The 22,866-nt window shown below is 72.8% G+C and carries 20 protein-coding genes and 1 tRNA gene; 9 read left to right on the top strand and 12 right to left on the bottom strand.

Going from position 1 to position 22,866, the window contains the following annotated elements; genetic code table 11:
* Positions 1–14: 14 nt before the first annotated feature.
* Both ACZ43H_RS19535 and ACZ43H_RS19530 read left to right on the top strand, forming a co-directional pair.
* On the top strand, positions 15–1,670 hold the full coding sequence (locus ACZ43H_RS19535) for an ABC transporter substrate-binding protein (protein WP_464585702.1): 1,656 nt from the start codon (positions 15–17) through the stop codon (positions 1,668–1,670).
* Positions 1,667–3,331 (top strand): dipeptide ABC transporter ATP-binding protein, encoded by a 1,665-nt coding sequence (locus ACZ43H_RS19530; protein ID WP_464585700.1) that lies wholly within the window; start codon positions 1,667–1,669, stop codon positions 3,329–3,331. The genes ACZ43H_RS19535 and ACZ43H_RS19530 overlap by 4 nt, the downstream gene beginning before the upstream one ends.
* A gap of 16 nt (positions 3,332–3,347) precedes the next feature.
* Here the strand turns inward: ACZ43H_RS19530 and ACZ43H_RS19525 are convergent, their stop codons facing one another.
* Positions 3,348–3,815 carry a cell division protein CrgA gene (locus ACZ43H_RS19525; protein ID WP_464585698.1) on the bottom strand — a complete coding sequence of 156 codons (468 nt, stop codon included), beginning with the start codon at positions 3,813–3,815 and terminating at the stop codon, positions 3,348–3,350.
* 116 nt (positions 3,816–3,931) lie between these two features.
* On the opposite strand from ACZ43H_RS19525, the gene ACZ43H_RS19520 reads away from it, so the two are divergent.
* The gene (locus ACZ43H_RS19520; RefSeq protein ID WP_464585696.1) at positions 3,932–4,726 is read left to right on the top strand and encodes a DUF881 domain-containing protein; all 795 of its coding nucleotides are present in this window, start codon (positions 3,932–3,934) and stop codon (positions 4,724–4,726) included.
* A gap of 9 nt (positions 4,727–4,735) precedes the next feature.
* Here ACZ43H_RS19520 and pknB read toward each other — a convergent pair whose 3' ends face one another.
* The 7 genes from pknB to ACZ43H_RS19485 are packed head-to-tail and all read right to left on the bottom strand — an operon-like array spanning position 4,736 to position 13,346.
* On the bottom strand, positions 4,736–6,517 hold the full coding sequence (gene pknB, locus ACZ43H_RS19515; protein WP_464585694.1) for a Stk1 family PASTA domain-containing Ser/Thr kinase: 1,782 nt from the start codon (positions 6,515–6,517) through the stop codon (positions 4,736–4,738).
* Positions 6,517–7,959 (bottom strand): protein kinase domain-containing protein, encoded by a 1,443-nt coding sequence (locus ACZ43H_RS19510; RefSeq protein WP_464585693.1) that lies wholly within the window; start codon positions 7,957–7,959, stop codon positions 6,517–6,519. Before ACZ43H_RS19510 ends, pknB begins: the two co-directional genes overlap by 1 nt.
* Positions 7,956–9,422 carry a peptidoglycan D,D-transpeptidase FtsI family protein gene (locus tag ACZ43H_RS19505; RefSeq protein ID WP_464585691.1) on the bottom strand — a complete coding sequence of 489 codons (1,467 nt, stop codon included), beginning with the start codon at positions 9,420–9,422 and terminating at the stop codon, positions 7,956–7,958. Before ACZ43H_RS19505 ends, ACZ43H_RS19510 begins: the two co-directional genes overlap by 4 nt.
* Positions 9,419–10,849 carry an FtsW/RodA/SpoVE family cell cycle protein gene (locus ACZ43H_RS19500; protein ID WP_464585689.1) on the bottom strand — a complete coding sequence of 477 codons (1,431 nt, stop codon included), beginning with the start codon at positions 10,847–10,849 and terminating at the stop codon, positions 9,419–9,421. The genes ACZ43H_RS19505 and ACZ43H_RS19500 overlap by 4 nt, the downstream gene beginning before the upstream one ends.
* Positions 10,850–10,852: 3 nt before the next feature.
* Positions 10,853–12,160, bottom strand: a complete 1,308-nt coding sequence (locus ACZ43H_RS19495; RefSeq protein WP_464585687.1) for a PP2C family protein-serine/threonine phosphatase — start codon at positions 12,158–12,160, stop codon at positions 10,853–10,855.
* A gap of 6 nt (positions 12,161–12,166) precedes the next feature.
* On the bottom strand, positions 12,167–12,646 hold the full coding sequence (locus tag ACZ43H_RS19490) for an FHA domain-containing protein FhaB/FipA (RefSeq protein WP_464585686.1): 480 nt from the start codon (positions 12,644–12,646) through the stop codon (positions 12,167–12,169).
* Positions 12,639–13,346 (bottom strand): FhaA domain-containing protein, encoded by a 708-nt coding sequence (locus ACZ43H_RS19485; protein WP_464585684.1) that lies wholly within the window; start codon positions 13,344–13,346, stop codon positions 12,639–12,641. Before ACZ43H_RS19485 ends, ACZ43H_RS19490 begins: the two co-directional genes overlap by 8 nt.
* 178 nt (positions 13,347–13,524) lie before the next feature.
* Between ACZ43H_RS19485 and ACZ43H_RS19480 the strand changes: the two genes are divergently transcribed.
* Positions 13,525–13,611, top strand: a tRNA-Leu gene (locus ACZ43H_RS19480).
* A gap of 73 nt (positions 13,612–13,684) precedes the next feature.
* Here the strand turns inward: ACZ43H_RS19480 and ACZ43H_RS19475 are convergent.
* Both ACZ43H_RS19475 and ACZ43H_RS19470 read right to left on the bottom strand, forming a co-directional pair.
* Positions 13,685–13,960, bottom strand: a complete 276-nt coding sequence (locus tag ACZ43H_RS19475) for a GNAT family N-acetyltransferase (RefSeq protein WP_464585682.1) — start codon at positions 13,958–13,960, stop codon at positions 13,685–13,687.
* Between the two features lie 447 nt (positions 13,961–14,407).
* The gene (locus ACZ43H_RS19470) at positions 14,408–15,325 is read right to left on the bottom strand and encodes a homocysteine S-methyltransferase family protein (RefSeq protein ID WP_464585680.1); all 918 of its coding nucleotides are present in this window, start codon (positions 15,323–15,325) and stop codon (positions 14,408–14,410) included.
* Between the two features lie 69 nt (positions 15,326–15,394).
* On the opposite strand from ACZ43H_RS19470, the gene ACZ43H_RS19465 reads away from it, so the two are divergent.
* Positions 15,395–16,003 carry a TetR/AcrR family transcriptional regulator gene (locus ACZ43H_RS19465; RefSeq protein ID WP_464585678.1) on the top strand — a complete coding sequence of 203 codons (609 nt, stop codon included), beginning with the start codon at positions 15,395–15,397 and terminating at the stop codon, positions 16,001–16,003.
* Positions 16,004–16,014: 11 nt separating this feature from the next.
* On the opposite strand, the gene ACZ43H_RS19460 is transcribed toward ACZ43H_RS19465, so the two are convergent.
* On the bottom strand, positions 16,015–16,842 hold the full coding sequence (locus tag ACZ43H_RS19460; RefSeq protein ID WP_464585677.1) for a hypothetical protein: 828 nt from the start codon (positions 16,840–16,842) through the stop codon (positions 16,015–16,017).
* A complete protein-coding gene (locus tag ACZ43H_RS19455) occupies positions 16,832–17,332 on the bottom strand; it encodes an RNA polymerase sigma factor (protein WP_464585675.1) in 501 nt (166 codons plus the stop codon). Before ACZ43H_RS19455 ends, ACZ43H_RS19460 begins: the two co-directional genes overlap by 11 nt.
* Positions 17,333–17,533: 201 nt before the next feature.
* On the opposite strand from ACZ43H_RS19455, the gene ACZ43H_RS19450 reads away from it, so the two are divergent.
* From ACZ43H_RS19450 to amaB, 4 genes are all read left to right on the top strand, one after another.
* Entirely contained in the window at positions 17,534–18,454 is a 921-nt protein-coding gene (locus tag ACZ43H_RS19450) for an NADP-dependent oxidoreductase (RefSeq protein ID WP_464585673.1), read from the top strand.
* Positions 18,455–18,486: 32 nt separating this feature from the next.
* Positions 18,487–19,920, top strand: a complete 1,434-nt coding sequence (gene hglS, locus ACZ43H_RS19445; protein WP_464585671.1) for a 2-oxoadipate dioxygenase/decarboxylase — start codon at positions 18,487–18,489, stop codon at positions 19,918–19,920.
* 84 nt (positions 19,921–20,004) lie between these two features.
* A complete protein-coding gene (locus ACZ43H_RS19440) occupies positions 20,005–21,168 on the top strand; it encodes an NAD(P)/FAD-dependent oxidoreductase (RefSeq protein ID WP_464585670.1) in 1,164 nt (387 codons plus the stop codon).
* Between the two features lie 29 nt (positions 21,169–21,197).
* Positions 21,198–22,733 carry an L-piperidine-6-carboxylate dehydrogenase gene (gene amaB / locus ACZ43H_RS19435; RefSeq protein WP_464585668.1) on the top strand — a complete coding sequence of 512 codons (1,536 nt, stop codon included), beginning with the start codon at positions 21,198–21,200 and terminating at the stop codon, positions 22,731–22,733.
* Positions 22,734–22,866 lie beyond the last annotated feature (133 nt).

Below are 22,866 nucleotides of genomic sequence, written 5' to 3'. Positions count from 1 at the left end.
AGAAGGAACGACCCGTGAATCGCACCCTCATCTCCCTGGCGGCCACCGCAGTCCTGGCCGTCACCGCAGCCGGCTGCAACGCCAACGGCAAGGACGACTCCTCCGCCACCTCGGGCTTCCACCGCGGCGGCACCCTGACCATCTACACCTCGTCCACCGAGCAGAGCTTCGACCCGGCCAAGAGCCAGAGCCTGGCGATCACCTCGCAGGGGCTGGTGCACCGCCGGCTCACCACCTGGGACATCCGCCCCGGCCAGCCGCCGAAGGTCGTCCCCGACCTGGCCACCGACACCGGCACCGCCAGCGACGGTGGCCGCACCTGGACCTTCACGCTCAAGCCCGGGCTGACGTTCTCCAACGGCGACCCCATCACGTCCGCCGACATCAAGTACGGCCTCGAGCGCTCCTTCGCCCCCGAGCTCTCCGGCGGCCTCGGCTACCACAAGACGCTGCTCGTCGGCGGGGACGACTACACCGGGCCCTACCAGGGCAAGGAGCTCGACTCCATCGAGACGCCGGACGACCGCACCATCGTCTTCAAGCTCGACACGCCGTACGGCGACTGGCCGTGGATCGCCTCGATGCCGGCGTTCGCACCGGTGCCCGAGGCCGAGGACACCGACCCCGCGACCTACGGCAGCGACCCGGTCGCCTCCGGCCCCTACGAGGTGGCCGAGAACGAGCCCGGCACGGCGGTCACCCTCGAGCGCAACCCCGAGTGGAGCACCAGGACCGACGACGTACGCCTCGGCGGGCCCGACGAGATCGTCTTCAAGCTCGGCCAGGAGGACACCGTCGCCGCGCAGCAGCTGATCGCCGACAGCGGGGAGGCCAGTGCCGCCTTCGGTGCCGGCTTCGTGCCGCCCGCGCAGCTGAAGCAGATCACGAGCAACCCGTCGGCCAAGGAGCGCCTGGCGCTGTCCGACCCCGGCGCGCTGGCGTACCTCGCGATCAACAACCAGCGGCCCGGCCTCGACGACGTCAAGGTGCGCCAAGCCATCGAGTACGCCGTCGACAAGCGCGCCTTCCAGCTCGCGGCCGGTGGCTCGCAGGGCGGCGAGCTGGCGACCACGCTGATCACCCCCGGCATCCCCGGCCGTGAGGAGTACGACCTGTACCCCGCGCCGGAGACCGGTGACGTCGCGAAGGCCAAGGAGCTCCTCGGCTCGACGAAGCTCGACCTGACGCTGGTCACCCCCAACGACGGTCAGTCCGTCGCCCGGGCCGAGGCGATCCAGCAGGGCCTGCAGCGGGCGGGCATCAAGGTCACGATCGACCCGCAGGACTCGAACGTCTACTACGACACGATCACCGGAGACAAGGGCGACTACGACCTCGCGGTCAGCAGCTGGCAGCCCGACTTCCCCAGCGCCAACGGCAACATCTCGCCGCTGTTCGACTCCAGCCAGATCGGGGGCGGCAGCTACAACCTGTCGCGCTACTCCGACAAGGAGGTCGACGCCCTGATCGCGAAGGCCACCGGTGAGGTCGACCCGGCGGCGGCGCAGGAGGCTTGGGCGCAGGCGGACAAGCGGATCATGGAGGACGCCCCCGTCGTGCCGCTGCTCTACACCCGCAACGCGTTCCTGCGCGGCTCGGACGTGCAGAACTTCGACGTGTCCGGGTTCCCGAACTACCCGAACTACCTGCGCACCTCGCTGGCGCAGTGACCTCCGTGACCGAGCCGCTGCTCAGCATCCGTGACCTGACCGTCGCGTTCCCCGACGGCCGGCGCGGCCCGCGCCGCGTGGTGCACGGGATCGACCTCGACGTGCCTCGCGGTCGGGTCGTGGCCGTCGTCGGCGAATCGGGCTCCGGCAAGTCGGTCACCGCGCAGTCCGTCCTCCGCCTGCACGCCCCCGGCGTGCAGGTGGGGGGCCGGGTGCTGCTCGACGGGGTGGACCTCCTCACCCTCGACGACGCGTCGCTGCGCGCCGTGCGGGGCGCCCGCGTCGGCACCGTCTTCCAGGAGCCGATGGCCGCCTGGAACCCGGTGCACACCATCGGCAGCCAGATCCGGGAGGCGCTGCGGGCCCACGACCGGGCGGGAGGGGCCGAGGACCGGGTCCACGAGCTGCTCGCCGCGGCCGGCCTCGGCGACCCGGCTCGGGTCGCGGCGTCCTACCCGCACCAGCTGTCGGGCGGGCAGCTGCAGCGGGCCATGATCGCGATGGCGACCAGCCGCGGTCCCGCGCTGCTGATCGCCGACGAACCGACCACGGCGCTCGACGTGACCGTGCAGGCCGGCGTGCTGGACCTGCTCCGTGGCCTCGCCGGCGACGGCACCGCGGTCCTGCTGATCACCCACGACATGGGCGTGGTCGCCGACCTCGCCGACGACGTGGTGGTGATGGAGAAGGGGCGGGTCGTGGAGCGCGGCCCGGCCGCCTCGGTGCTCGTCGACCCGCAGGAGCCCTACACGCGCAGCCTGCTGGCGGCGGTGCCCACGCTGCCCGCGGCGGGCGCTCTCGCTTCCGGTCCTGCCCCCGTCCGGGCCGCGAGCCGTACGTCGGTCGTGGCGCGTCTGGAGCAGGTGGACGTGACCTACGGCGACACCCGCGCGCTGCGCCGTGGGACCGGGACGCACGCCGTACGCGGCGTGGACCTCGCCGTGCGTCAGGGCGAGACGCTCGGCCTGGTCGGTGAGTCAGGGTCGGGCAAGTCGACCCTCGGCCGCTGCCTGAGCGGCCTGGTCCGGCCGACGGCGGGGAGGGCGCTGCTCGACGGCGCCGACCTGGGAGCGACGAGCCGGCGCGGCCAGCGCGAGCTGCTGCGGCAGGTCGGCATCGTCTTCCAGGACCCGAGCTCGTCGCTGAACCCCAGGCACCCGGTGGGCCGCTCGATCAGCGAGCCGCTGCGACTGGCGTCCTGGTCGGCGCCGCGGGCCCGGGCCCGCGTGGAGGAGCTCCTGGAGTCGGTCGACCTCGACCCGTCGTACGCCGAGCGGTTCCCGCACCAGCTGTCGGGTGGACAGCGTCAGCGGGTCGCGATCGCCCGCGCGCTCGCGCTGCGCCCACGACTGCTCGTCGCGGACGAGCCGACCAGCGCGCTCGACGTGTCGGTGCAGGCCACGGTGCTCGCGCTGCTGCGTCGCCTCCAGGGCGAGATCGGGTTCGCCTGCCTGCTGGTCACCCACGACCTGGCGGTCGTCGGTGCCGTCGCCGACCGGGTGGCGGTGATGCGCGACGGCGTGCTCGTGGAGGAGGGCGACACCCACCGGGTGCTGACCCGCCCGGAGCACGAGTACACCGCCCAGCTGCTCGCGGCGGCGCCGGTGGCCGATCCCCGGGTGCAGCGGGCACGCCGCACCGCGCGGGCCGTCCCGGCGTGAGGCCGCGACGGGTCGGTCACTCCCAGCGGGTCGCGAAGGTGAAGCCGACGGCCATGAAGCCGATGCCGACCAGCAGGTTCTTCTGACCGAGGTCGTCGAAGATCGGCAGCCGGCTGAGGTCGTCGCTGATGATGTAGAAGGTGCAGATCCACACCAGGCCGATCAGGAAGCAGCCCAGCATCCCGACCACCACGCCGCGGCCGCGGCCGAGCGGGGTCGACGGGTGGGCGGCGATCATCAGGCCGAGCATGATCGCGCCGAAGCCGATCAGGTAGTTCCAGTCACCCAGGTCCGCCATCCAAGCCGGGCTGCCCGGGTCGGGCGCGGGGACCGCGGTCGGGTCGACCCGGACCGCGGCGTAGTAGTAGGCCATCCACGCGATGCCCAGGACGATGAGCAGCAGCGAGACGACGAACCGCGCCGAGAACACCGGTCCCCGGGTCGGGTCGAGAAAGTCCGGCTGCTTGGCCTTCGGCTTGGACACGAGCTGCTCCTCGGTGGTGGGCCCTGGCGGGTCCTGTTTCTGGTCCTGTTGCGGGGCGTGCTCCTGCGCACGCGCCGGTGACGCATCGTCACAGGTCGCGGGCTACCTTAGTCGGCGTGACCCCTGGATCCCACGCGCGGCCCGCCGACGACGGGTCGGGGCGACCCGGTCGTCCGCGCCGCCCCCGCCGGCCCCGGAGCTGGTGGCGGGTCGGCACCCCGGTGGTGGTCCTGCTGTGCGGCGGCCTGTTCATCGTGAGCGGCCTCAACAGCCACGGCACCGACCTGCGCCCGGGGCGCTACACCGACCTGGCGTCCCTGGTGAGCAGCCAGGCCCGGCAGTACGGCGCGCTGCAGCAGCGGGTCAAGGACCTGAACTCCGACGTCGCCACCCTCACCGACGCGATGGACGACCGGGAGGTCCAGCGCTACCAGCGGCGCATCGAGAAGCTGAAGGACCCCGCCGGACTCGTGCCCCGCACCGGCCCGGGCGTGACCGTCACCCTCTCCGACGCCCCCGAGGACGTCATCAACAACAGCAACGTCGAGGTGAAGTACCTCATCGTGCACCAGCAGGACATCCAGGCGGTGGTCAACGCGATGTGGAAGGCCGGCGCCACCGCGGTCACCGTCAACGGCCAGCGGGTCGTCACGACCACCGGCATCAAGTGCGAGGGCAACTCCGTGCAGCTGCAGGGTGTGCCCTACCCGCAGCCCTACGTCATCTCCGCGGTGGGTGACCAGGCGTCGCTGCTGGCCTCCATCGACAGCGACGAGTACCTCCAGGTCTACCGCGAGCAGGCGGCCGACCCGACGATCTCGGTCGGCTGGGACCTCCGGCTCGAGGACAGCGTCACCGCGCCGGCGTACGACGGGCTGCTCAGCCTGGACTACGCCAAGCCGCTGAGCTGACCGCCCCGGTCAGCGCAGGCGGCCCGGCGGGAGACCGCTGCGCTGCGTGGTCGGCGGCTCGGTGGGCAGCGTCGGGGACTCCGAGGGGGACTCGGACGGGGAGGGCGTCGGGCTCGGTGCCTGGTAGGTCGACACCACGATGGTCACCGTGGAGCCCTCCGAGGCGGTCTCGCCACCGGCCGGGCTCTGGTCGATCACCGTGCCCGCGGGCTCGGTGGTGTTGTCCGACTCGAGGACCTTCGGGGAGAAGCCGGCGTCGCGCACCTTCTTCTCCGCCTCGTCCTGCTTGAGGCCCACCACGTCCGGCACCTTCTCGGGACCGTCGGAGTACATCACCGTGACGGTCGTGCCCTGCGGGACGTTCTCGCCGCCCGGCGGCGTGGTGGAGAGCACCTGGCCCCGCGGCTCGTCGGAGTCCTGCTCCTTGAGCACCGGCTTCAGCTTGGCACTGCGCAGCGTGGCGGCCGCGGCCTCCTTGTCCTGGCCCACCACCGACGGCACGGTCACCAGCGGCTTGCCGGTCGAGACCACGAAGTCGATGTCGGACCCGGGATCGACGTACTGGTCGCGGTTGGGGTCCTGGCTGATGACCTTGTCCTTGGCCACGTCCTGGTCGGCCTGGTAGTCGACCCGGCCCACCCCCAGGCCGGCGTCGCCGACCGCGGCGCGGGCCTGCTGCTCGGTCAGCCCGATCAGGTTCGGCACCTGGGTCTGCTCGACCTGGTTCTCGAACATCCGGGGGAGGACGAAGTAGGCGGCCGCGGCGAGGAGCAGGGCCACCAGGACGGCCAGGGCCACGACCATGCCGTTGCGACCGCGCCGGTCGTCGTCGTCGGACGGGGGTACGGCTGGCCGCACCGCGGTCGCGTCGACCGGCGGCTCCACCGGCGGGATCACGCTGGTCGGGGGCGCCGGGGCCAGCACCGCGTGCACGGGGCGCCCGGCGAGGTAGCGCTCGATGTCGCTGCGCATGGCGGCCGCCGACTGGTAGCGGTCCTCGAGCCGCTTGGCGAGCGCCTTCATCACGATGGCGTCGATCTCCGGCGGCAGGTCGGTGTCGTGGTCGGACGGCGGGGCGGCCGGCTCGCGGACGTGCTGGTAGGCCACCGCCACCGGGCTGTCGCCCACGAACGGCGGGCGACCGGTCAGCAGCTCGTAGAGCAGGCACCCGGCGGAGTAGACGTCCGAGCGCGAGTCGACGGTCTCGCCGCGGGCCTGCTCGGGGGAGAGGTACTGCGCGGTGCCGACCACGGCCGCGGTCTGGGTCATCGTCGAGGAGGCGTCGCTGATCGCGCGGGCGATGCCGAAGTCCATGACCTTGACGTCGCCGCTGGGCGTGAGCATCACGTTGCCGGGCTTGATGTCGCGGTGGATGATCCCGGCGCGGTGGCTGTAGTCGAGCGCGGACAGCACGCCGCTGGTGATCTCCAGGGCCCGCTCGGGGAGGATCTTGCGGCCCTCGCGCAGGATGTCGCGCAGCGTCCGCCCGGCGACGTACTCCATGACGATGTAGGGCTGGGCGACGTCGGACCCGTCGGTCGACATCTCCTCGCCGGTGTCGTAGACCGCCACGATCGAGGGGTGGTTGAGCGAGGCCGAGGACTGCGCCTCGCGCCGGAAGCGCGCCTGGAACGTCGCGTCGCTGGCGAGGTCGGTGCGCAGCCGCTTCACGGCGACGACCCGCCCGAGACGGGTGTCGATGCCCTTGCGGACCTCGGCCATGCCGCCCCGGCCGAGGAGCTCGCCGAGCTCGTAGCGACCACCGACCACGGTCGGCTGTGCGTTGCTCATCAGCGGGCGTCCCTTCCGTCGAGCGCACTGGGTGCGGAGGTGGTGGGGGTGCTGCTGGTCGGGGACGTGCTGGCCGGAGCCTGGGTGGCCGGCGCCGTGGTCGTCTGGCTCGGGCTCGGGCTCGGTGCCGTCGTGGTCGGGCTCTGGGAGGGGGACGGCGTGGTCGAGGACGAGGGCGTCCCGGACGGGGTCGTGGACGGCGAGCTCGACGACGGCGTCTTCGAGGGGCTCTTCGACGGGCTGGTCGAGGGGCTCGTCGAGGTGGGGGTCCGGCTGGGCTGCTGCGACGGCGACTGGGTGCGCGAGCGCGACGGGCTGGGGGTCGGGTTCTCGGTGGGGCCGGTCTGGTCACTCTCGCTGCCGAGGACCAGGAAGCCGATGACGACCGCGGCCAGCACCACGAACGCGCCGACCAGCAGCCACAGGGCGCCACGACGACGGCGCCCGCCGGACTCGTCGCGGGGGGTGGCCGGGGTGGGGGCGGGAGTGGGGGTCGGGTCCGCGACGGCAGCACCGGCGGCGGCACCGGCCGCGGGCACCCCGCCCGCGATGACCTGGGTGCTCTCGGTGTCGGGGGGCAGCACCAGCGCGGTGGCGGCGGTGGCCGGGTCGCGCAGCGCAGCGGCGAAGGAGGCGCCGTCGGGGTAGCGGTCACCGGGCTCCTTGGCCATCGCCTTGCGGACGACGGCCGCGAGGTCGGCGGGGACCTCGGGCGGGAGCGGCGGGACCGGCTCGCGCAGGTGGGCCAGCGCGGTGGCGATGGGGGTCTCGGCGACGAACGGGCGTCGGCCGGCGAGGCACTCGAAGGCCACCACGCCGAGGGAGTAGACGTCGGAGGCCGGCGTGACGGCGGTGCCGCGGGCCTGCTCGGGCGAGAGGTACTGGGGGGTGCCCATCACCTGCCCGGTCTGGGTGAGCGCCAGCCCGTCGGCGGCGCGCGCGATGCCGAAGTCGGTGATCTTGACCTCGCGGGCCGGGGTGACCAGCAGGTTCGCTGGCTTGACGTCGCGGTGCACGATGCCGGCGTCGTGCGCGGCGCCGATGGCCGCGGCGGCCTGCGCCAGCAGGTCCCGGGCGACGTCGGGGTCCATCGGCGCACCGGGGCGCAGCAGGGCCGAGAGCGGCTGGCCGTCGACCAGCTCCATCACCAGGTAGGGCCGGGGCGCGTCCGACCCGTCGGTCGGGGACGCCTCGCCGAAGTCGAAGACGGCCGCGATGCCCGGGTGGTGCAGGGACCCCGCGTGCCGGGCCTCGGTCTCGAAGCGGGACCGGAACGACTCGTCGTCGGCGTACTCGCCCTTGAGCACCTTGATCGCGACCTCGCGACCCAGCACGGTGTCGGTGCCCCGCCAGACCTCACCCATCCCGCCGGTGGCGATCCGGGAGTCGAGCCGGTAGCGGCGGCCGTCGTCGGCGTACCCGTGGTCCTGCTGCTCGCTCACTTGATCACCGCCTCCATGACCGCCTTGGCGATGGGGCCGCCGAGCATGCCGCCGGCGATCTCGCCGCGCGGGATGTCGGCCTTCTGGATCATGACCGCCACGGCGACCTGCGGGTCGTCGGCGGGCGCGAAGGAGATGAACCAGGCGTACGGCGGCACGTTGTCGATGCCGCTCTGGGCGGTGCCGGTCTTGCCGGCCACGTCGATGCCCGGGATGGCGGCGGGGTTGGCGGTGCCGTTGCTGACCGTGGAGACGAGCAGCTTGGTCAGCTCGCTGGCCGTCGAGGCCGAGACCGCGCGGGAGAGCTCGCTGGGCTCGGTCTTGTCGAGCACGTCGAGCTCCGGCGACTGCACCTCGTCCACGACGTAGGGGCGCATGACCGTGCCGCCGTTGGCGATGCCGGCCGCGACCATCGCCATCTGCAGTGGCGTGGCGGCGACCTCGTACTGGCCGATGCCGCTCTGGCCGACCTGCGCCTCGTTCATGTCCTTGGGGAAGTTCGACTCCGCCTGCGGGCCGAGGTCCTCGAGGTAGTGGCTGTTGAAGCCGAACGCCTCGGCCTGCTTCTGCATCCCCTCGGCGCCGACCTCGTTGGCGAGGGCGGCGAAGGTGGTGTTGCAGGAGTTCTCCATCGCCTGGGCGAAGGGGATCCGGTTGGTGCCGCAGTCGCGGCCCTCGTTGTCGATCAGGCCGGACTCGCCGCTGGTGAGCGGCAGCTGGTACGTCGCGCCACCGGGCACCTGGGAGTCGGCGTCGTAGCTGCCGCTCTCGATCGCGGCCGCGGCGGTGACGACCTTGAACGTCGAGCCGGGTGGCAGCCGGGTCTGGATGGCCCGGTTGACCAGCGGGTCGGAGTCGTCGGCGTTGAGGCGGTCGTAGGCGTCGCCGGCGGCGCCGAAGTCGTGGGAGGCCAGCTTGTTGGGGTCGTAGCTGGGCAGCGAGACCATCGCCAGGATCTTGCCGGTGTTGGGCTCCAGCGCCACCACCGAGCCCTCGACGTCGCCGGGCAGCGCGCTCAGCCCGTTGTAGGCAGCGGTCTGGGCCGCGGGGTCGATGGTGAGCTCGACGCTGCCGCCCTTGGACGAGTCGTTGCTCAGCAGGTCGACCAGCTTGGTCACGAACAGCAGCGAGTCGTCGCCGGAGAGCACGTCGTTCTGCGACTGCTCGATGCCGGTCTGGCTGTAGTAGGAGAACCACCCGGTCAGTGGGGCGTACTTGAACGGCTCCGGGTAGGTGCGCTGGAACTTGTACTGGTCGTCGACCGGCACGCTCTGCGCGACCGGGTCGCGGCCGACGAGGATCGCGCCCCGCTCGCGGGAGAAGGCCGCGGCGATGACCCGGCGGTTGCGGGGGTCCTTGTCCAGTGCGCCGGCCTTGTAGTACTGCAGGTAGGTCGCGTTGAGCATGAGCGCGACGAACAGCAGCAGGCAGAAGATCGAGATCGTGCGGATCGGCTTGTTCATGCCTCGCTCCTCACGGTCTTGACCACCTGGGTCGCATCGTTGTCGGCCGAGTCGTCGTCACCGGAGAGGTCCGGGATCGGCCGGCGGGCCTGGTCTGAGATGCGGAGCAGCAACGCGATGATCACCCAGTTCGCGACGAGCGAGGACCCGCCGTAGGAGAGGAACGGTGTGGTGAGGCCGGTGAGCGGGATCAGGCCGGTGACGCCGCCGATGACCACGAAGACCTGCAGCGCGAAGACGGCCGCGAGTCCGGTGGCCATCAGCTTGCCGAACCCGTCGCGGCAGACCAGCGCCGCGCGCAGGGCACGCTCCACGATCAGCCCGTACATCAGGATGACCGCGATGACGGCGGTGAGCCCGAGCTCCTCACCGATCGAGCTGACGATGAAGTCGGAGTTGGCGTAGGGCACCCGCTCCGGGCTGCCCCCGCCGAAGCCACGGCCGATCAGGCCGCCCCAGCCCATGCCGAACCTCGCCTCGACGGGCTGGAAGCTCAGGGCGCCGAACTTGTCGTCGTAGTAGTGCATCGGGTCGAGCCACACGTCGACGCGGACCGCCACGTGGCCGAACAGCTTGTAGGCCAGCAGCGCGCCGGCGAGGAAGAGCCCGCCGCCGACGACCAGCCAGCCCGGCCGCTCGGTGGCGACGTACAGCATGATCAGGAAGAGGCCGAAGAAGAGCAGGCTGGAGCCGAGGTCGTGCTGGAAGACCAGGATGCCGAGGCTGACCAGCCACATGGCCAGGATCGGGCCGAGGTCGCGGCCACGGGGCAGGTCCACGAACAGCACCCGGCGGCCGGCGAGCGCGAGCGCGTCGCGGTGCAGCACCAGGTAGCCGGCGAAGGCGATGACGAGCAGGACCTTGGCGACCTCGCCGGGCTGGAAGCTGAACGGCCCGAGGTGGATCCAGATCCGGGCCCCGTTGATCGTCCTGCCGACCACCGGAAGCATGGGCAGCAGCAGCAGCACGATCGCGGCCAGGCCGCTGGTGTAGGTGAACCGCTGCAGCACCCGGTGGTCGCGCAGCAGGATCAGGGTGCCGACGAACAGCAGCACGCCGAGCGTCATCCAGATCAGCTGCTGCTGGGCGAAGCCGCCGTGGGTGGTCGAGCTCGAGTCGGTCTCGTAGGCCAGGTCGAGGCGGTGGATGACGGCCAGGCCGAAGCCGTTGAGGGCGGCCACGACCGGGAGCAGCACCGGGTCGGCGTACGGCGCGACGAACCGCACCACCACGTGGCAGCCGATGACGAGCAGCGCCAGCCAGCCGCCGTACCCGACGATGTCGGCCGGGACCTCGCCCTCGACGCCGATGCCGACGGCGGCGTACGCCCCGATGCCCACCGCGAGGGCGAGCACGAGCAGGAAGAGCTCCGCGCCCCGGCGGCGCCGGTGCACGAATCCCAGGAAGGAGCCGGTGTTCTGGGCCATCGCTCAGCCGTCCGCGGTCGTGTCGGTGGACTGCTTGGCCGCGAGGTTGTCGACCGCGCGGCGGGCGTCCTCGAGGCTGCCGGTGTCGATGCCCTCGCGGACCTTGCCGGCGTCGAAGTCGGAGAGCCGGGCGAGCTCGACGTTGGTCGTCTCGTACGGCGTGGAGAGCGAGACCCCCGGCAGGTCGGCGTTGAGGCCGCGGAAGATCACGACGGTGCCGTCCTGCTCGCCGACGAAGTACTGCTGCTGGCTCCAGGACCAGGCGGCCGCCAGGCCGACCCAGGCGAGGCCGGCCACCACGACCAGGGCGAGCAGCCGCCGCAGCCACAGGAAGCGGCGCGGCGCGCGGGGGGCGTAGCGGGCCGCCTCCGGGTCGAGCGGGTCGTTGGAGATCGCGAACGGGACGTCGTCGGGGATCTCGGCGGCGACCGGCTCGAGCTCGCCGGTGTCGCCGGAGCGGTGGCCGCGGAAGAGGCTGCCCTTCGCGCCCCGGCCGCGGCGCCGCAGCTCCGCGGCGGCGCCGACGAGGATCGGTCGGGTCTCTTCCTCCGGGGCGCTGCCGGCGACGACGTCGGCCACGATGCAGGTCACGTTGTCGGAGCTGCCGGCCTCCAGGCTGGCGCGCACCAGCTCGACGGCGGCGAACTCCGCGCTGCCGGTGGAGAGGATGTCGGCGAGCCGGTGGTCGTCGAGGACGCCGCAGGCGCCGTCGCTGCACAGCAGCAGCCGGTCGCCCTCGGCTAGGCCGATGTGGAAGAGGTCGGGCTCGGCCTCGTGGATGCCGTCGAGCGCCTTGAGGATCAGGTTGCGGTGGGGGTGGACCCGGGCCTCGTCCTCGGTGATCCGGCCCTCGTCGATCAGGCTCTGGACGAAGGTGTGGTCCTTGGTGAGCTGGGTGATCTCGCCCTCGCGGTAGAGGTAGGCGCGGCTGTCGCCCACGTGGCCGAGGCCGAGCCGCTCGCCGTCGAAGAGCGCGACCGTGGCGGTGGTGCTGGTGCCGTTGAGCGAGGGGTCCTCGTCGACGAGCTCGCCGATCCGGTCGTGGGCCCGGTGCAGCGCGCCGGCGACCTGGCCGAGGAGGTCCTCGGTGGGCGGGTGGTCGAGCCGCCGCAGCTGCTGGACCGCCGTGCCCGACGCGATGTCGCCGCGGGCGGCGCCGCCCACGCCGTCGCAGACCGTGAGCAGCCAGGGGCCGGCGTACCCGGAGTCCTGGTTGTCCTTGCGCACCCGCCCCACGTCGGAGATGGCCGCGAAGCGCAGGTGCAGCGGGGTGTCCGGCGTGGGGGGAGGCTCGGTGATCGGCTGGGTCATCCGCGACTACTTCCGCAGCTCGAGGATCGTCTTGCCGATGCGCACCTGGGTGCCGAGGCTGATCGTGGTCGGCTGGGTGATGCGCACGCTGCCGATGTAGGTGCCGTTGGTGGAGCCGAGGTCCTCCACGAACCACTGGTCGCCGGAGGCGGCGATCCGGGCGTGCCGGGTGGAGACGTAGTCGTCGTCGAGGCGGATGGCGGCGTCGCTGCCGCGTCCGATGAGGATCGGGGCCGCGTCGAGCTCGGCCCGCTCACCGGAGTTGGCGCCCTCGGTGACCAGGACGTGGGTGGGTGCCCCGCGACGGCGGCTGGGCGCCTTGGCGGGCTTGCCCTGCTTGCCGGCCCGGCGGTCGGTCGCGCGGGCCGCCTCGGGCACGCGCGCGCCGAACATGTCGGAGCGGATCACCGAGATCGCCGACAGCACGAAGATCCAGAGGATCGCCAGGTAGGCGATCCGGATCAGGAAGAGGGTCAGCTCAGACATCCACGTCCTCCTCGACGACGCGCACCGTCATCGTGGTGTTGCCGATCTTGACCTGCGTGCCGTCGCGGACGCCGGTGTGGGTGACGCGGTGGCCGTCGACGAGCATGCCGTTGGTGGAGCCGAGGTCGCGGACCTCGATCCGGTCGCCGCCCGGCGAGACCGAGAACTCGACGTGGCGCCGGCTGACGCCGGGGTCGTTGATCCGGACGTCGGCCTCGGTGCCGCGGCCGATGACCAGGCCGGGCTGCTGGAGCGGGTGGCGGGTGCCGTTGACCTCGAGCACGGCCCGGGCGCGGCGCGCCTGCGTGTGGGTGGCGTTGCCGGTGACCTTCGCCTGGGCGCGGCTGCGGATCCGGAACCGGCCGGTGGTGAGGTCCTCGGCGGACTCGAAGTCGACGGTGACGGGGCCGGGGAAGACGTAGCCCTGCTGGTCGGCGTGGTCCTGCAGCTGGCGGACCATCTCCTCCGACATCGCGGAGTCGTACGCCGCGAGCCGGTCGAGGTCGGTCGCCGAGAGCTCGACGTGGAAGTCGTTGGGGACCATCCGCCGCTCGCGGGAGAGGATCTGGGTGTTGTTGTCGCACTCGCGCTGGAGCGCGGCGGCGATCTCGACGGGCTGCACCGCCGAGCGGAACGCCCGGGCGAACGCCCCGGAGATCATCTGCTCGAGCCTGTGCTCGAACCGTGACAGTCCGCTCATGCTGCCCGCCTCCTTCCGTTCCTCGGCCGAGCCGGCCGCCTCGACCACGGCAGGCCGACGAGCCCAGCAGCTCGCTGGGTCGCGACCGATCGTAACGGGGTCTGCACAGGCCGTGGTGCAGCCCCTCGGCCCGGTTTGGGAATGTCCGACGGGCTGGGATACCGTGTGCTCGCTTCAAGCGCGAGTGGCGGAATAGGCAGACGCGCACGGTTCAGGTCCGTGTGTCCGAAAGGACGTGGGGGTTCAACTCCCCCCTCGCGCACCACCACCATCATGACGAAGGCCCCGGACGAGAGTCCGGGGCCTTCGTGCTCTCCCGGGGCCGGCACCGACGAGCGTCACGCGGTGTGCGCCGGGCGCGGCTCCCGCCACATCTGCCACAGCGGCGGCGACGCGTCCACGGACAGCTCCCCGGTGACCTCGAAGCCGTGCCGCTCGTAGAGCGCCCGGTTCCGTGGGCTGGTCGCCTCGAGGTAGGCAGGGAGACCTTCCTCGTCGGCACGGTCCAGTCGGGACCGGAGCAGCCGGCCGCCGTACCCCTGTCCCTGACGCTGCGCGTGGACGCCCGCGAACCAGAGGTAGAGATGCGGGTCGTGGGGATGTCGGGCCTCCATGAGCCCGCTCAGCGCCTCGATCCGCGCCGGTGCCGGACCGCCGAGGTCGTCGGTGACCGTCCCGAGCCGTGCCCCCCTCGTCCTCGGTCAGGGGCGGTGCATCGGGCGGGACCCAGAGCGCCGCGCCGGCCCGGTCCCGGGTGCAGTACGTCTCGTGGTGGGCGAGGAGGGCATCGACGACGACCCGGAACCACGCGGCCAGACGGTGGTCACGCTGATGCGGGTCGGGGATGCACCAGGTGAAGACCGGGTCGTCCCGGAAGGCGCTGGCGAGCGTCAGGCTCAGGCCGGCGGCGTCGCCCGGCGTGGCCCTGCGGACGCCACCGACCTGGTCGCCAGCGGCCAGAGGGGCGCCGGGAAGGCCGGGGTGGCGTGGGTCGACGGTCGAGGTGAGGTGGGTGTTCATGGTGTGTCTCCGTGATGGTCGGGTCTGACGACGGGCGGGGGTCACACGCCCCAGAGGGCGGCGACGTGACGGGCGTCGGTGCCGCAGCAGCCGCCGACGACAGCCAGCCCGGGGAGGTGGGCGCGCAGCGCGTCGTAGGACGAGGTCAGGAGGTCCAGGTCGCCCGCATCGAGCTCCTCGGCCGCGTCGAGCTCGGCATGGGTGAGGGTGGATGCGTTCGGGTTGACCTGGACGATCCGGTCGAGCCACGTGCCGCCGTCCAGAGCGGGCGCGACGTGGGTGGGGTGGGCGCAGTTGACGATGAACCCGTCGGGCGCCTCCTCGGCCTCGACCAGCGTCACCGCCTCGCGCAGCGGGGTCCCGTCCGGCAGCCGGCCGTCGGTCTCGACGGTGAAGCCCACCAGCACCGGCACGCCGGCCTGCCGCGCGGCCCGCGCGATCCCGACGCCCTCCTCGGGGGTGGTGATCGTGTAGGCAGCGGCCACGTCGACCCCCGCCGCGGCGAAGGCCTCCAGCTGCAGACGGTGGTAGTCCGCGGCCTGGTCGGGGTCGGTCCTCTCGCCCGCGACGTACCCGTCGCCGCGCGGACCCACGGCACCGATGACCCGGACGTCACCGAGATCGGCGTAGGACTCTCGCAGCTGGTGCAGGAACGAGATCGCCGCCCGGTTCACCCGAGCGAGCGCAGTGGCGTCGTACCCGACCCTGGTGCCCCAGTCCGGGTTCGCGCGCCACGTCGGTGACTCGAGGGTGAGGCCGACGCCGGCCGCGCGCGCGATCGCGGCGTAGCCGTCGTAGTAGTCACGCAGCAACGCCCGCCCCCGCTCGTCCTCGACGAGCGGGAACGAGGCGAACTCCGGCAGGTCGACCCCGCGGTTGAAGATCAGGTCGGTCTCCAGACCGCCGTCGCTGACGTAGCGACCGGCAGTGAGCCAGGAGAGGTTCTCGGCAGTCTTCATGGTGCTCCTCCTTGAAACAGACTGATTGGTCTGTTTGTAACAGACCGTCTGGTCTGATACAAGGTGTTCATGCCGAAGAACGGGGCCATCAACCGGGAGCGGATCCTCGACGCCGCGCAGCACCTGGTGATCGAGAACGGGTTCGCAGCCACGTCCGTCGACCAGGTGCTCAGGGCCGCCGGGACGTCGAAGGGTGCGTTCTTCCACCACTTCGACTCCAAGGTCGACCTCGCGCGAGCCCTGACCGAGCGGTACGTCGCCGCGGACATCGGGCAGCTGCAGTCTGCCCTCGAGGCCACCGGATCGGTGGCCGATCCCGCGGACCGCGTCGTCGAGTTCGTCCGCTGGTTCGAGGACGCGGCCGAGGAGATCATGTCCGCGCAGAGCAACTGCCTCTACGTCGCGGTGCTCACCGAGCAGCAGCTGGTCTCGAACGGCACCGCGGACCTGATCCACCACGCCATCGAGGTCTGGCGCAAGGAGATCGCCGACCTCCTCACGGCCGCCGCCACGTCTCGCGGCCTCGACCTCGGGGACGTCGACGCCCTGGCCGACCACGTGTTCGTGACGTTCGAGGGGGCGTTCCTGCTGTGCCGCTCCACCGGGACGCCCGAGCACATGCGGGCCCAGCTCGGGGTGCTGCGTCGCCTGCTCGCGAGCCTGCTCCGCGTCGGGTGACCTGCACCCGGTCAGGTGCCGTGGTAGGTGGCCGACTCGACCATCCGGACGAGCTCGTCGACCTGGGCGTCGGTGACGTGGAGCCCGTAGCTGGCGAAGACAGCCACCCGCTGACCGTCGACGTCGAAGGTCCACATCAGGGTCGTGAAGCCCGGCGCCTGGGCGAACATGCCGGGGACGGCGTAGAGCGAGCTGGTCCGGTGACCGCACCGCGCGGTCTCCTTGCCGAGCGTGTCACGCAGCTCGACGCGGTACCCGGGGTGCCCGTCCAGGCTGACCGGCTCTGGGGCCGACGCGGACATCGCCGCGACGGAGCCGATGGCCCGCGCCACCTCGAGCGGCGTGGGGCTGGCCCCCAGACCTGTGTGCGAGCACCGGCCGAGGACGGCGTCCGGGCCGGCGAAGAAGTCCAGGCGACGGGTGGCCGGCCGCTCGGCGGGACCCGTGGCCAGGGCGTAGCGGTCGTCCTGCCCCCAGCCGGCGGGGACATCGACCTCCGCCTCGACCCCGTGCCACCAGTTCCCGGGCAGGAAGGACACCCGGTAGGTCCCGGGGGCCAGGTGGGCGGGATCGGCGAACGCGCCCCGGTTCGGGGTGAGCGCCTGCACCGTGACCGGCTTGCTCGGCTCCGGCTCCGCGGCCCGGGGTCGCCAGTCGTGGCCGGCGAGCAGCACGGCCAGCGCCACCGCGGCGGCCAGCACTGCGGCGTACGTCGCCTGCCTGGTGCGCCGGCGCGTGGCGGCCCGGGCCAGGACGCGGTGGAGCTCGGCCTCGACGTCGGGGTGGATCGAGTCGACCCCCCACGCCAGGGACTCCCGCAGGTCCTCCTCACTGGGCATCGCGCTCACCTCCCTCGGTCGGGTCGGTCAGGCTCGTGCCCAGGCGCGCGCGGGCCTGGAACAGGTGCTGCCTGACGGTCGCGGGGGAGACCTCCATGAGCCGGGCGATCTCGTCCACGGGTCGGTCCTCGAGGTAGTAGAGCGCGACCGCCGCCCGCTGGCGCGGGGGGAGCGAGGCCACCGCCTCGAACAGGTCCAGGTCCGGGAGCCGGTCGGTCGCCCCGTGGTCGACCAGCGTCAGCGTCAGCACCTGGCGGCGTTCCCGCTCGGCCCGGCGGATCCCCTCGCGGACCGCCACGGTGCGCACCCAGGCGGCCGGGTGGTCGTACGACGCCGCCTCCGACCAGCGCTCGTAGAGCCGCAGGAACGCCTCCTGGGTGACCTCCTCGGCGCGGCCGTGGTCGTGGAGGACGACGTACGCCGTGCGCAGGACCGAGGTGTAGTAGGCACGGAACACCTCCTCGAACCCGCTGCGTTGGACGCTGCGCATCTCGACTCCTCGTGGAGACCTGTCCGGCTCTTGCCCCCGTCCAGCCTCCTCGTACTGGAGAGGCCTGACGAGGGCCGAAGGTTCAGGTGGCGCCCGCTGGACTGGTCCACCGGGCAAGGAACGTCACAGCGTGCGGCGGGAAGGCTGCTCCCGGTGCGGGTGGTTGACGTCGACGACCCCCCAGCAGAAGGAGCAGAGAACATGCGTGCCGTCACCTACCCGGCGTACAGCGAGGACATCTCGACCCTGGAGGTCCGCGACGTCGCGGACCCGAAGGTCGGCCCGGGAGCCGTGCTGATCGAGGTCCGGGCCGCCGGGGTGAACCCGGTCGACTGGAAGCTGATGGCCGGCGGGCTGGACGGCCTCATGGACGCCGTCTTCCCCGTCATCCCGGGGTGGGACGTGGCCGGCACGGTGGTCGCGGTCGGGCCGGACACCCCCGAGCTCGCCGTCGGCGACGAGGTGATGGCCTACGCGCGCAAGGACACGGTGCACGGCGGCACGTTCGCCGAGCAGGTGGCCGTCCCGGCCTGGTCGGTGGCCCGCAAGCCGGCGTCCCTGACGTGGGAACAGGCTGGTGGCCTGCCGCTCGCGGGCGGCACGGCGCTGCGCACGCTGGACGTGCTGGAGGTCGGTGAGGGCGACACGGTCCTGGTCCACGCCGCCGCGGGTGGCGTCGGCAGCCTCGCCGTCCAGATCGCCGTCGCGCGTGGCGCCCGCGTGGTCGGGACCGCCTCCGAGGCCAACCACGAGTTCCTGCGCGGCCTGGGCGCCGAGCCGGTGGCGTACGGCGAGGGCCTGGTCGAGCGAGTCCGGGCGCTCGCGCCGGAGGGCGTGGACGCCGTGGCCGACTTCGTGGGTGGCCAGCTCGAGACCACGCTGGCGGTGCTCGCGGAGGGTGGCCGGCACGCCTCGATCGCCGACGGCTCGGTGGAGGAGCACGGCGGCCACGCCGTGTGGGTGCGCCCGCTCGGCTCGGAGACCGCGCGGCTCGCGGAGCTCGCCGACCAGGGCAGGTTGACCGTCGAGGTCGCGCGCACCTTCGGGCTCGAGGAGGTCGCGGAGGCGTTCGCGCTGAGCCAGCAGGGCCACACCCGCGGCAAGATCGTCATCGTGCCCTGACGTCCGGGGCCCGCGAGACGGAGGTGACCGCGATGAGCAGGACGACCGGCACGGTGGGGCGGACCGAGCTGCGGGCACGCTTCGCCGCCCGCCTCTCCTCCCTGTACGGGTCCGAGGTGCCGGCGTACACGACGCTGGTGCAGGTCTCGGAGGAGGTGAACCAGCGCGTCCTGTCCCGGCGCGGCGCGGACGCCGAGCGGCTCGGCACGATCGAGCGGGTGACCGCCGAGCGACACGGCGCGATCCGGGTCGGCTCGCCGCGCGAGCTCGCCGAGGTGGCCCGCGTGTTCGGGGCGCTGGGCATGTCGCCGTGCGGGTTCTACGACCTGCGCGACGCGGCGCCGGCGCCGATCCCGGTCGTGTCGACCGCGTTCCGGCCTCTGGAGCGCGAGGAGCTGGCCGCGAACCCGTTCCGGGTCTTCACCTCGGCGCTCGTCCCCGAGGACCGGCGCTTCTTCGACGAGGACCTCGAGGGCCGCCTGCAACGGTTCGTCGCCGCCCGCCGGCTCTTCCCCGAGGAGCTGCTGGTGCTCGCCGACCGGGCCGTGGAGCACCGGGAGCTCTCCGCCGACGACGCCGAGCGGTACCTCGAGCTCGCCACGGCGGCCTTCGCGCTCTCGCCCGAGCCGGTCGACCGGGCGTGGTACGCCGAGCTGGAGCGCGTCTCCGGCGTCGCCGCCGACATCGGCGGTGTCGGCAGCACCCACGTCAACCACCTCACGCCGCGGGTGCTCGACATCGACGACCTGTACGCCTCGATGCAGGCCCGCGGCATCGAGATGATCGACGAGATCCAGGGGCCGCCCCGCTGGGACGGACCGGACGTGCTGCTGCGGCAGACGTCGTTCCGCGCGCTGTCGGAGCCGCGCCGCTTCCGGGAGGTCGACGGCACCGTCAGCGAGGGGGCGCTGCGGGTGCGGTTCGGCGAGGTCGAGGCCCGCGGCATCGCGCTCACCCCGGCCGGCCGGGAGGTGTACGACGCGCTGGTGGCCGACGTCGACCGCCGGCTGGTCGAGGAGCCGGGTGCCGGGCGGGCGGACGTGGCGCGGCAGGTGTGGACCGAGGGGCTGCCCGACACCGAGCACGGGCTCTGGCGGGCCGGGCTGGGGTTCTTCACCGTCGCCGTCGACGACGCGGTGGCGGCAGGGGACGCCGACCCGCGCCAGCGGGCCGCGATCGCGTCCGGCGGGGTCGTCGAGCTCGTGGATGCGGGCGTCCTGCGGCTCGAGCCGATCGTCTACGAGGACTTCCTGCCCCGCTCGGCGGCGGGCATCTTCGCCTCGAACCTGAGCGACCGCGGCAGCATGGACGCCGAGCAGGGCGGGGCGGCCCGCGACGCCGCGTGGATGTCGGAGGTGCTGGGCACGACGGTGGCGGTCCCCGAGGAGGTCTACGCCCGGGAGGCGGCGGCCTCCCTCGAGAAGGCGGCGCGCCGGCTGGGGATCGAGGCCGGCCGCTTGTCCTGAGGTGTGGTCCGGATCACGATGGGTGCCTCAGCATGGTGGGCAGGCCGGTCCCGGCCGGCCCCCGATCCGAGAGCGAGGACCCACGTGGCGCCTGCCGCAGGCTTCCCGACCCACGCGTCCGTCGTCATCGTCGGTGGCGGGGTGATGGGCCTGAGCACCGCCTACCACCTCGCTCGGGCAGGGGTCACCGACGTCGTCCTCCTCGAGCGGGACGAGCTCGGCTCGGGGTCGACGTGCAAGGCGGCCGGCGGCGTCCGGGCGCAGTTCTCCGACCGGGTCAACATCGAGCTGGGGCTGCGCAGCCTGGAGACGTTCGCGGGGTTCGCGGACACCTTCGGCCAGGAGATCGACCTGCACCGGGTCGGCTACCTCTTCCTCCTCGACCGGCCCGAGCACGTCGCCGCCTTCGAGCAGAACGTCGCCCTGCAGAACGAGCTCGGCGTGCCGAGCCGGATGATCGACGTCGCCGAGGCCGCCCGCCTCTCCCCGATGATCAGCACCGACGGCCTCCTCGCGGCCGCCTGGTCGCCCACCGACGGGCACTGCACGCCCGAGTCGGTCGTCCTCGGGTACGCCGGGGCCGCGCGCCGCGCGGGTGCCCGCCTGGTCCGTGGCTGCACCCTCAGAGGCATCGTCCTGGAGGGCGACCGGATCACCGCGGTCGACACCGACCGGGGCCGGATCGTGACGGACACGGTCGTCTGCACCGCCGGTGCCTGGTCCCGGGCCGTCGGCGAGATGGCCGGCGTGGACCTCCCGGTCGAGCCGGTCCGCCGCCAGATCCTGACCACCGGGCCGGTGCCGGGCCTGGACCGTCGGACGCCGTTCACCATCGACTTCTCCACCAGCTTCTACTTCCACCGCGAGGGCCGGGGGCTGCTGCTGGGCATGTCGGACCCCGACGAGGAGCCCGGCTTCGACCTCACCCGGTCCGACCGGTGGCTGCCGCGGCTGGCCGAGGCGATCGGGCACCGGGCGCCCGCCCTCGCGGACGTCGGGCTGGCAGGCGGGTGGGCCGGGCTCTACGAGATGACGCCGGACCACAACGCGTTGATCGGGGAGGCGACCGGCGTCTCCCGGTTCCTCTACGCGACCGGCTTCTCGGGCCACGGCTTCCTGATGGGCCCGGCGGTGGGTGAGGTGGTGCGGGACCTCTTCCTGCGCCGGGAGCCGGTCGTGGAAGTGTCCACCCTGCACGCCGACCGCTTCGCCCGCAGCGGCCTGCGCCCCGAGCTGAACATCGTCTGACCTCGCGACCCACGCCGAAGGAGCACCCCATGACCACCCACCAGATCCCCGACGGCGAGACCCTGGCGTCCCTGGCGCTGGAGACCGCCCGGCGGTGCGGCGTCGACACCGACGCCGTCGCGGGCGACGTCACCGTCACCTCGCCGGTCAACGGAAAGCCCCTGACGTCGGTGCGCTGGGTCGACGCGGCCGCGGTCGACGAGGCCGTCGCGCGCGCCCACGCGGCGTTCCTGCGGTGGCGGACCGTGCCCGCACCGGCCCGCGGCGCGCTGGTCAAGAGGTTCGGTGAGCTGCTGGCGGACCACAAGGAGGACATCGCCACCCTGATCAGCCTCGAGGTCGGCAAGATCACCTCGGAGGCGCGCGGCGAGGTGCAGGAGATGATCGACATCTGCGACTTCGCGCTGGGCCTCTCCCGCCAGCTCTACGGGCGGACCATGCCGTCCGAGCGCCCGGGGCACCGGCTGATGGAGACCTGGCACCCGCTCGGAGTCGTCGGTGTCATCAGCGCCTTCAACTTCCCCGCCGCCGTGTGGTCGTGGAACACCGCCGTGGCGCTGGTGTGCGGCGACCCGGTGGTCTGGAAGCCGTCCGAGCTCGCGCCGCTCACCGCGCTGGCCTGCCACGCCGTGCTGGCCCAGGCGATCGCGGAGCTCGACGCGCCCGCCGACCTGTCCCAGGTCCTGCTCGGTGGCGCCGACGTCGGCGAGGCGCTCGTGGACCACGCCGGCGTCGCGCTCCTCTCGGCCACCGGGTCCACCCGGATGGGTCGGGCCGTGGGCCCGCGGGTCGCGGACCGCTTCGGCCGGTCCCTGCTCGAGCTCGGTGGCAACAACGCCGCGATCGTCGCGCCCAGCGCCGACCTCGACCTGACCACCCGCGGCATCGTGTTCTCGGCCGCCGGCACCGCAGGCCAGCGCTGCACCACGATGCGCCGCGTGATCGCGCACGCCAGCGTCATCGACGAGCTGACCGACCGGCTGGTGGCGGCGTACGACCGGCTCCCGATCGGCAACCCGATGACGGAGGGCACCCTCGTGGGTCCGCTGATCCACGCCGGCTCCTTCCAGGCCATGGAGAAGGCCCTGGGCCGGGCCGCGGAGGAGGGCGGCAAGCTGGTCGCGGGCGGCGGCCGTGCGCTGGCGGACGAGGCACCGGACGCCTACTACGCCCGGCCGGCGATCGTGCGCATCGACGCCCAGACCCCGGTGGTGGAGCAGGAGACCTTCGCGCCGGTCCTCTACGTGCTGCCCTACGAGGACCTCGACGAGGCGATCGCGCTGAACAACGCCGTGCCCCAGGGGCTGTCGTCGAGCATCTTCACGGGCGACCAGGCCGAGGCCGAGCGGTTCGTGTCGGCCGAGGGCTCCGACTGCGGCATCGTCAACGTCAACATCGGCACCTCCGGCGCCGAGATCGGCGGGGCCTTCGGCGGCGAGAAGGAGACCGGCGGGGGCCGCGAGTCCGGGTCGGACGCCTGGCGTGCCTACATGCGGCGGGCGACCAACACCGTGAACTTCTCCGGGGAGCTGCCGCTGGCGCAGGGCGTGGACTTCACGGTCTGACGGGCGCAGCGCGAGAGGTCAGGGGCCTTGGTCCCTACCTCTCGCGCGCGCCGGCGAGGTAGGCCGGAGGGGATCCTCACTACCACCGGAACGAGCGCGTCCGTGCTCGCTCGTCAGTGGCACCAGCACCTCG

Source organism: Nocardioides sp. DN36 (assembly GCF_055380375.1).
The sequence above is the reverse complement of the archived record's forward strand: the minus strand, read 5'-3'. Positions and strand labels throughout refer to the sequence as shown.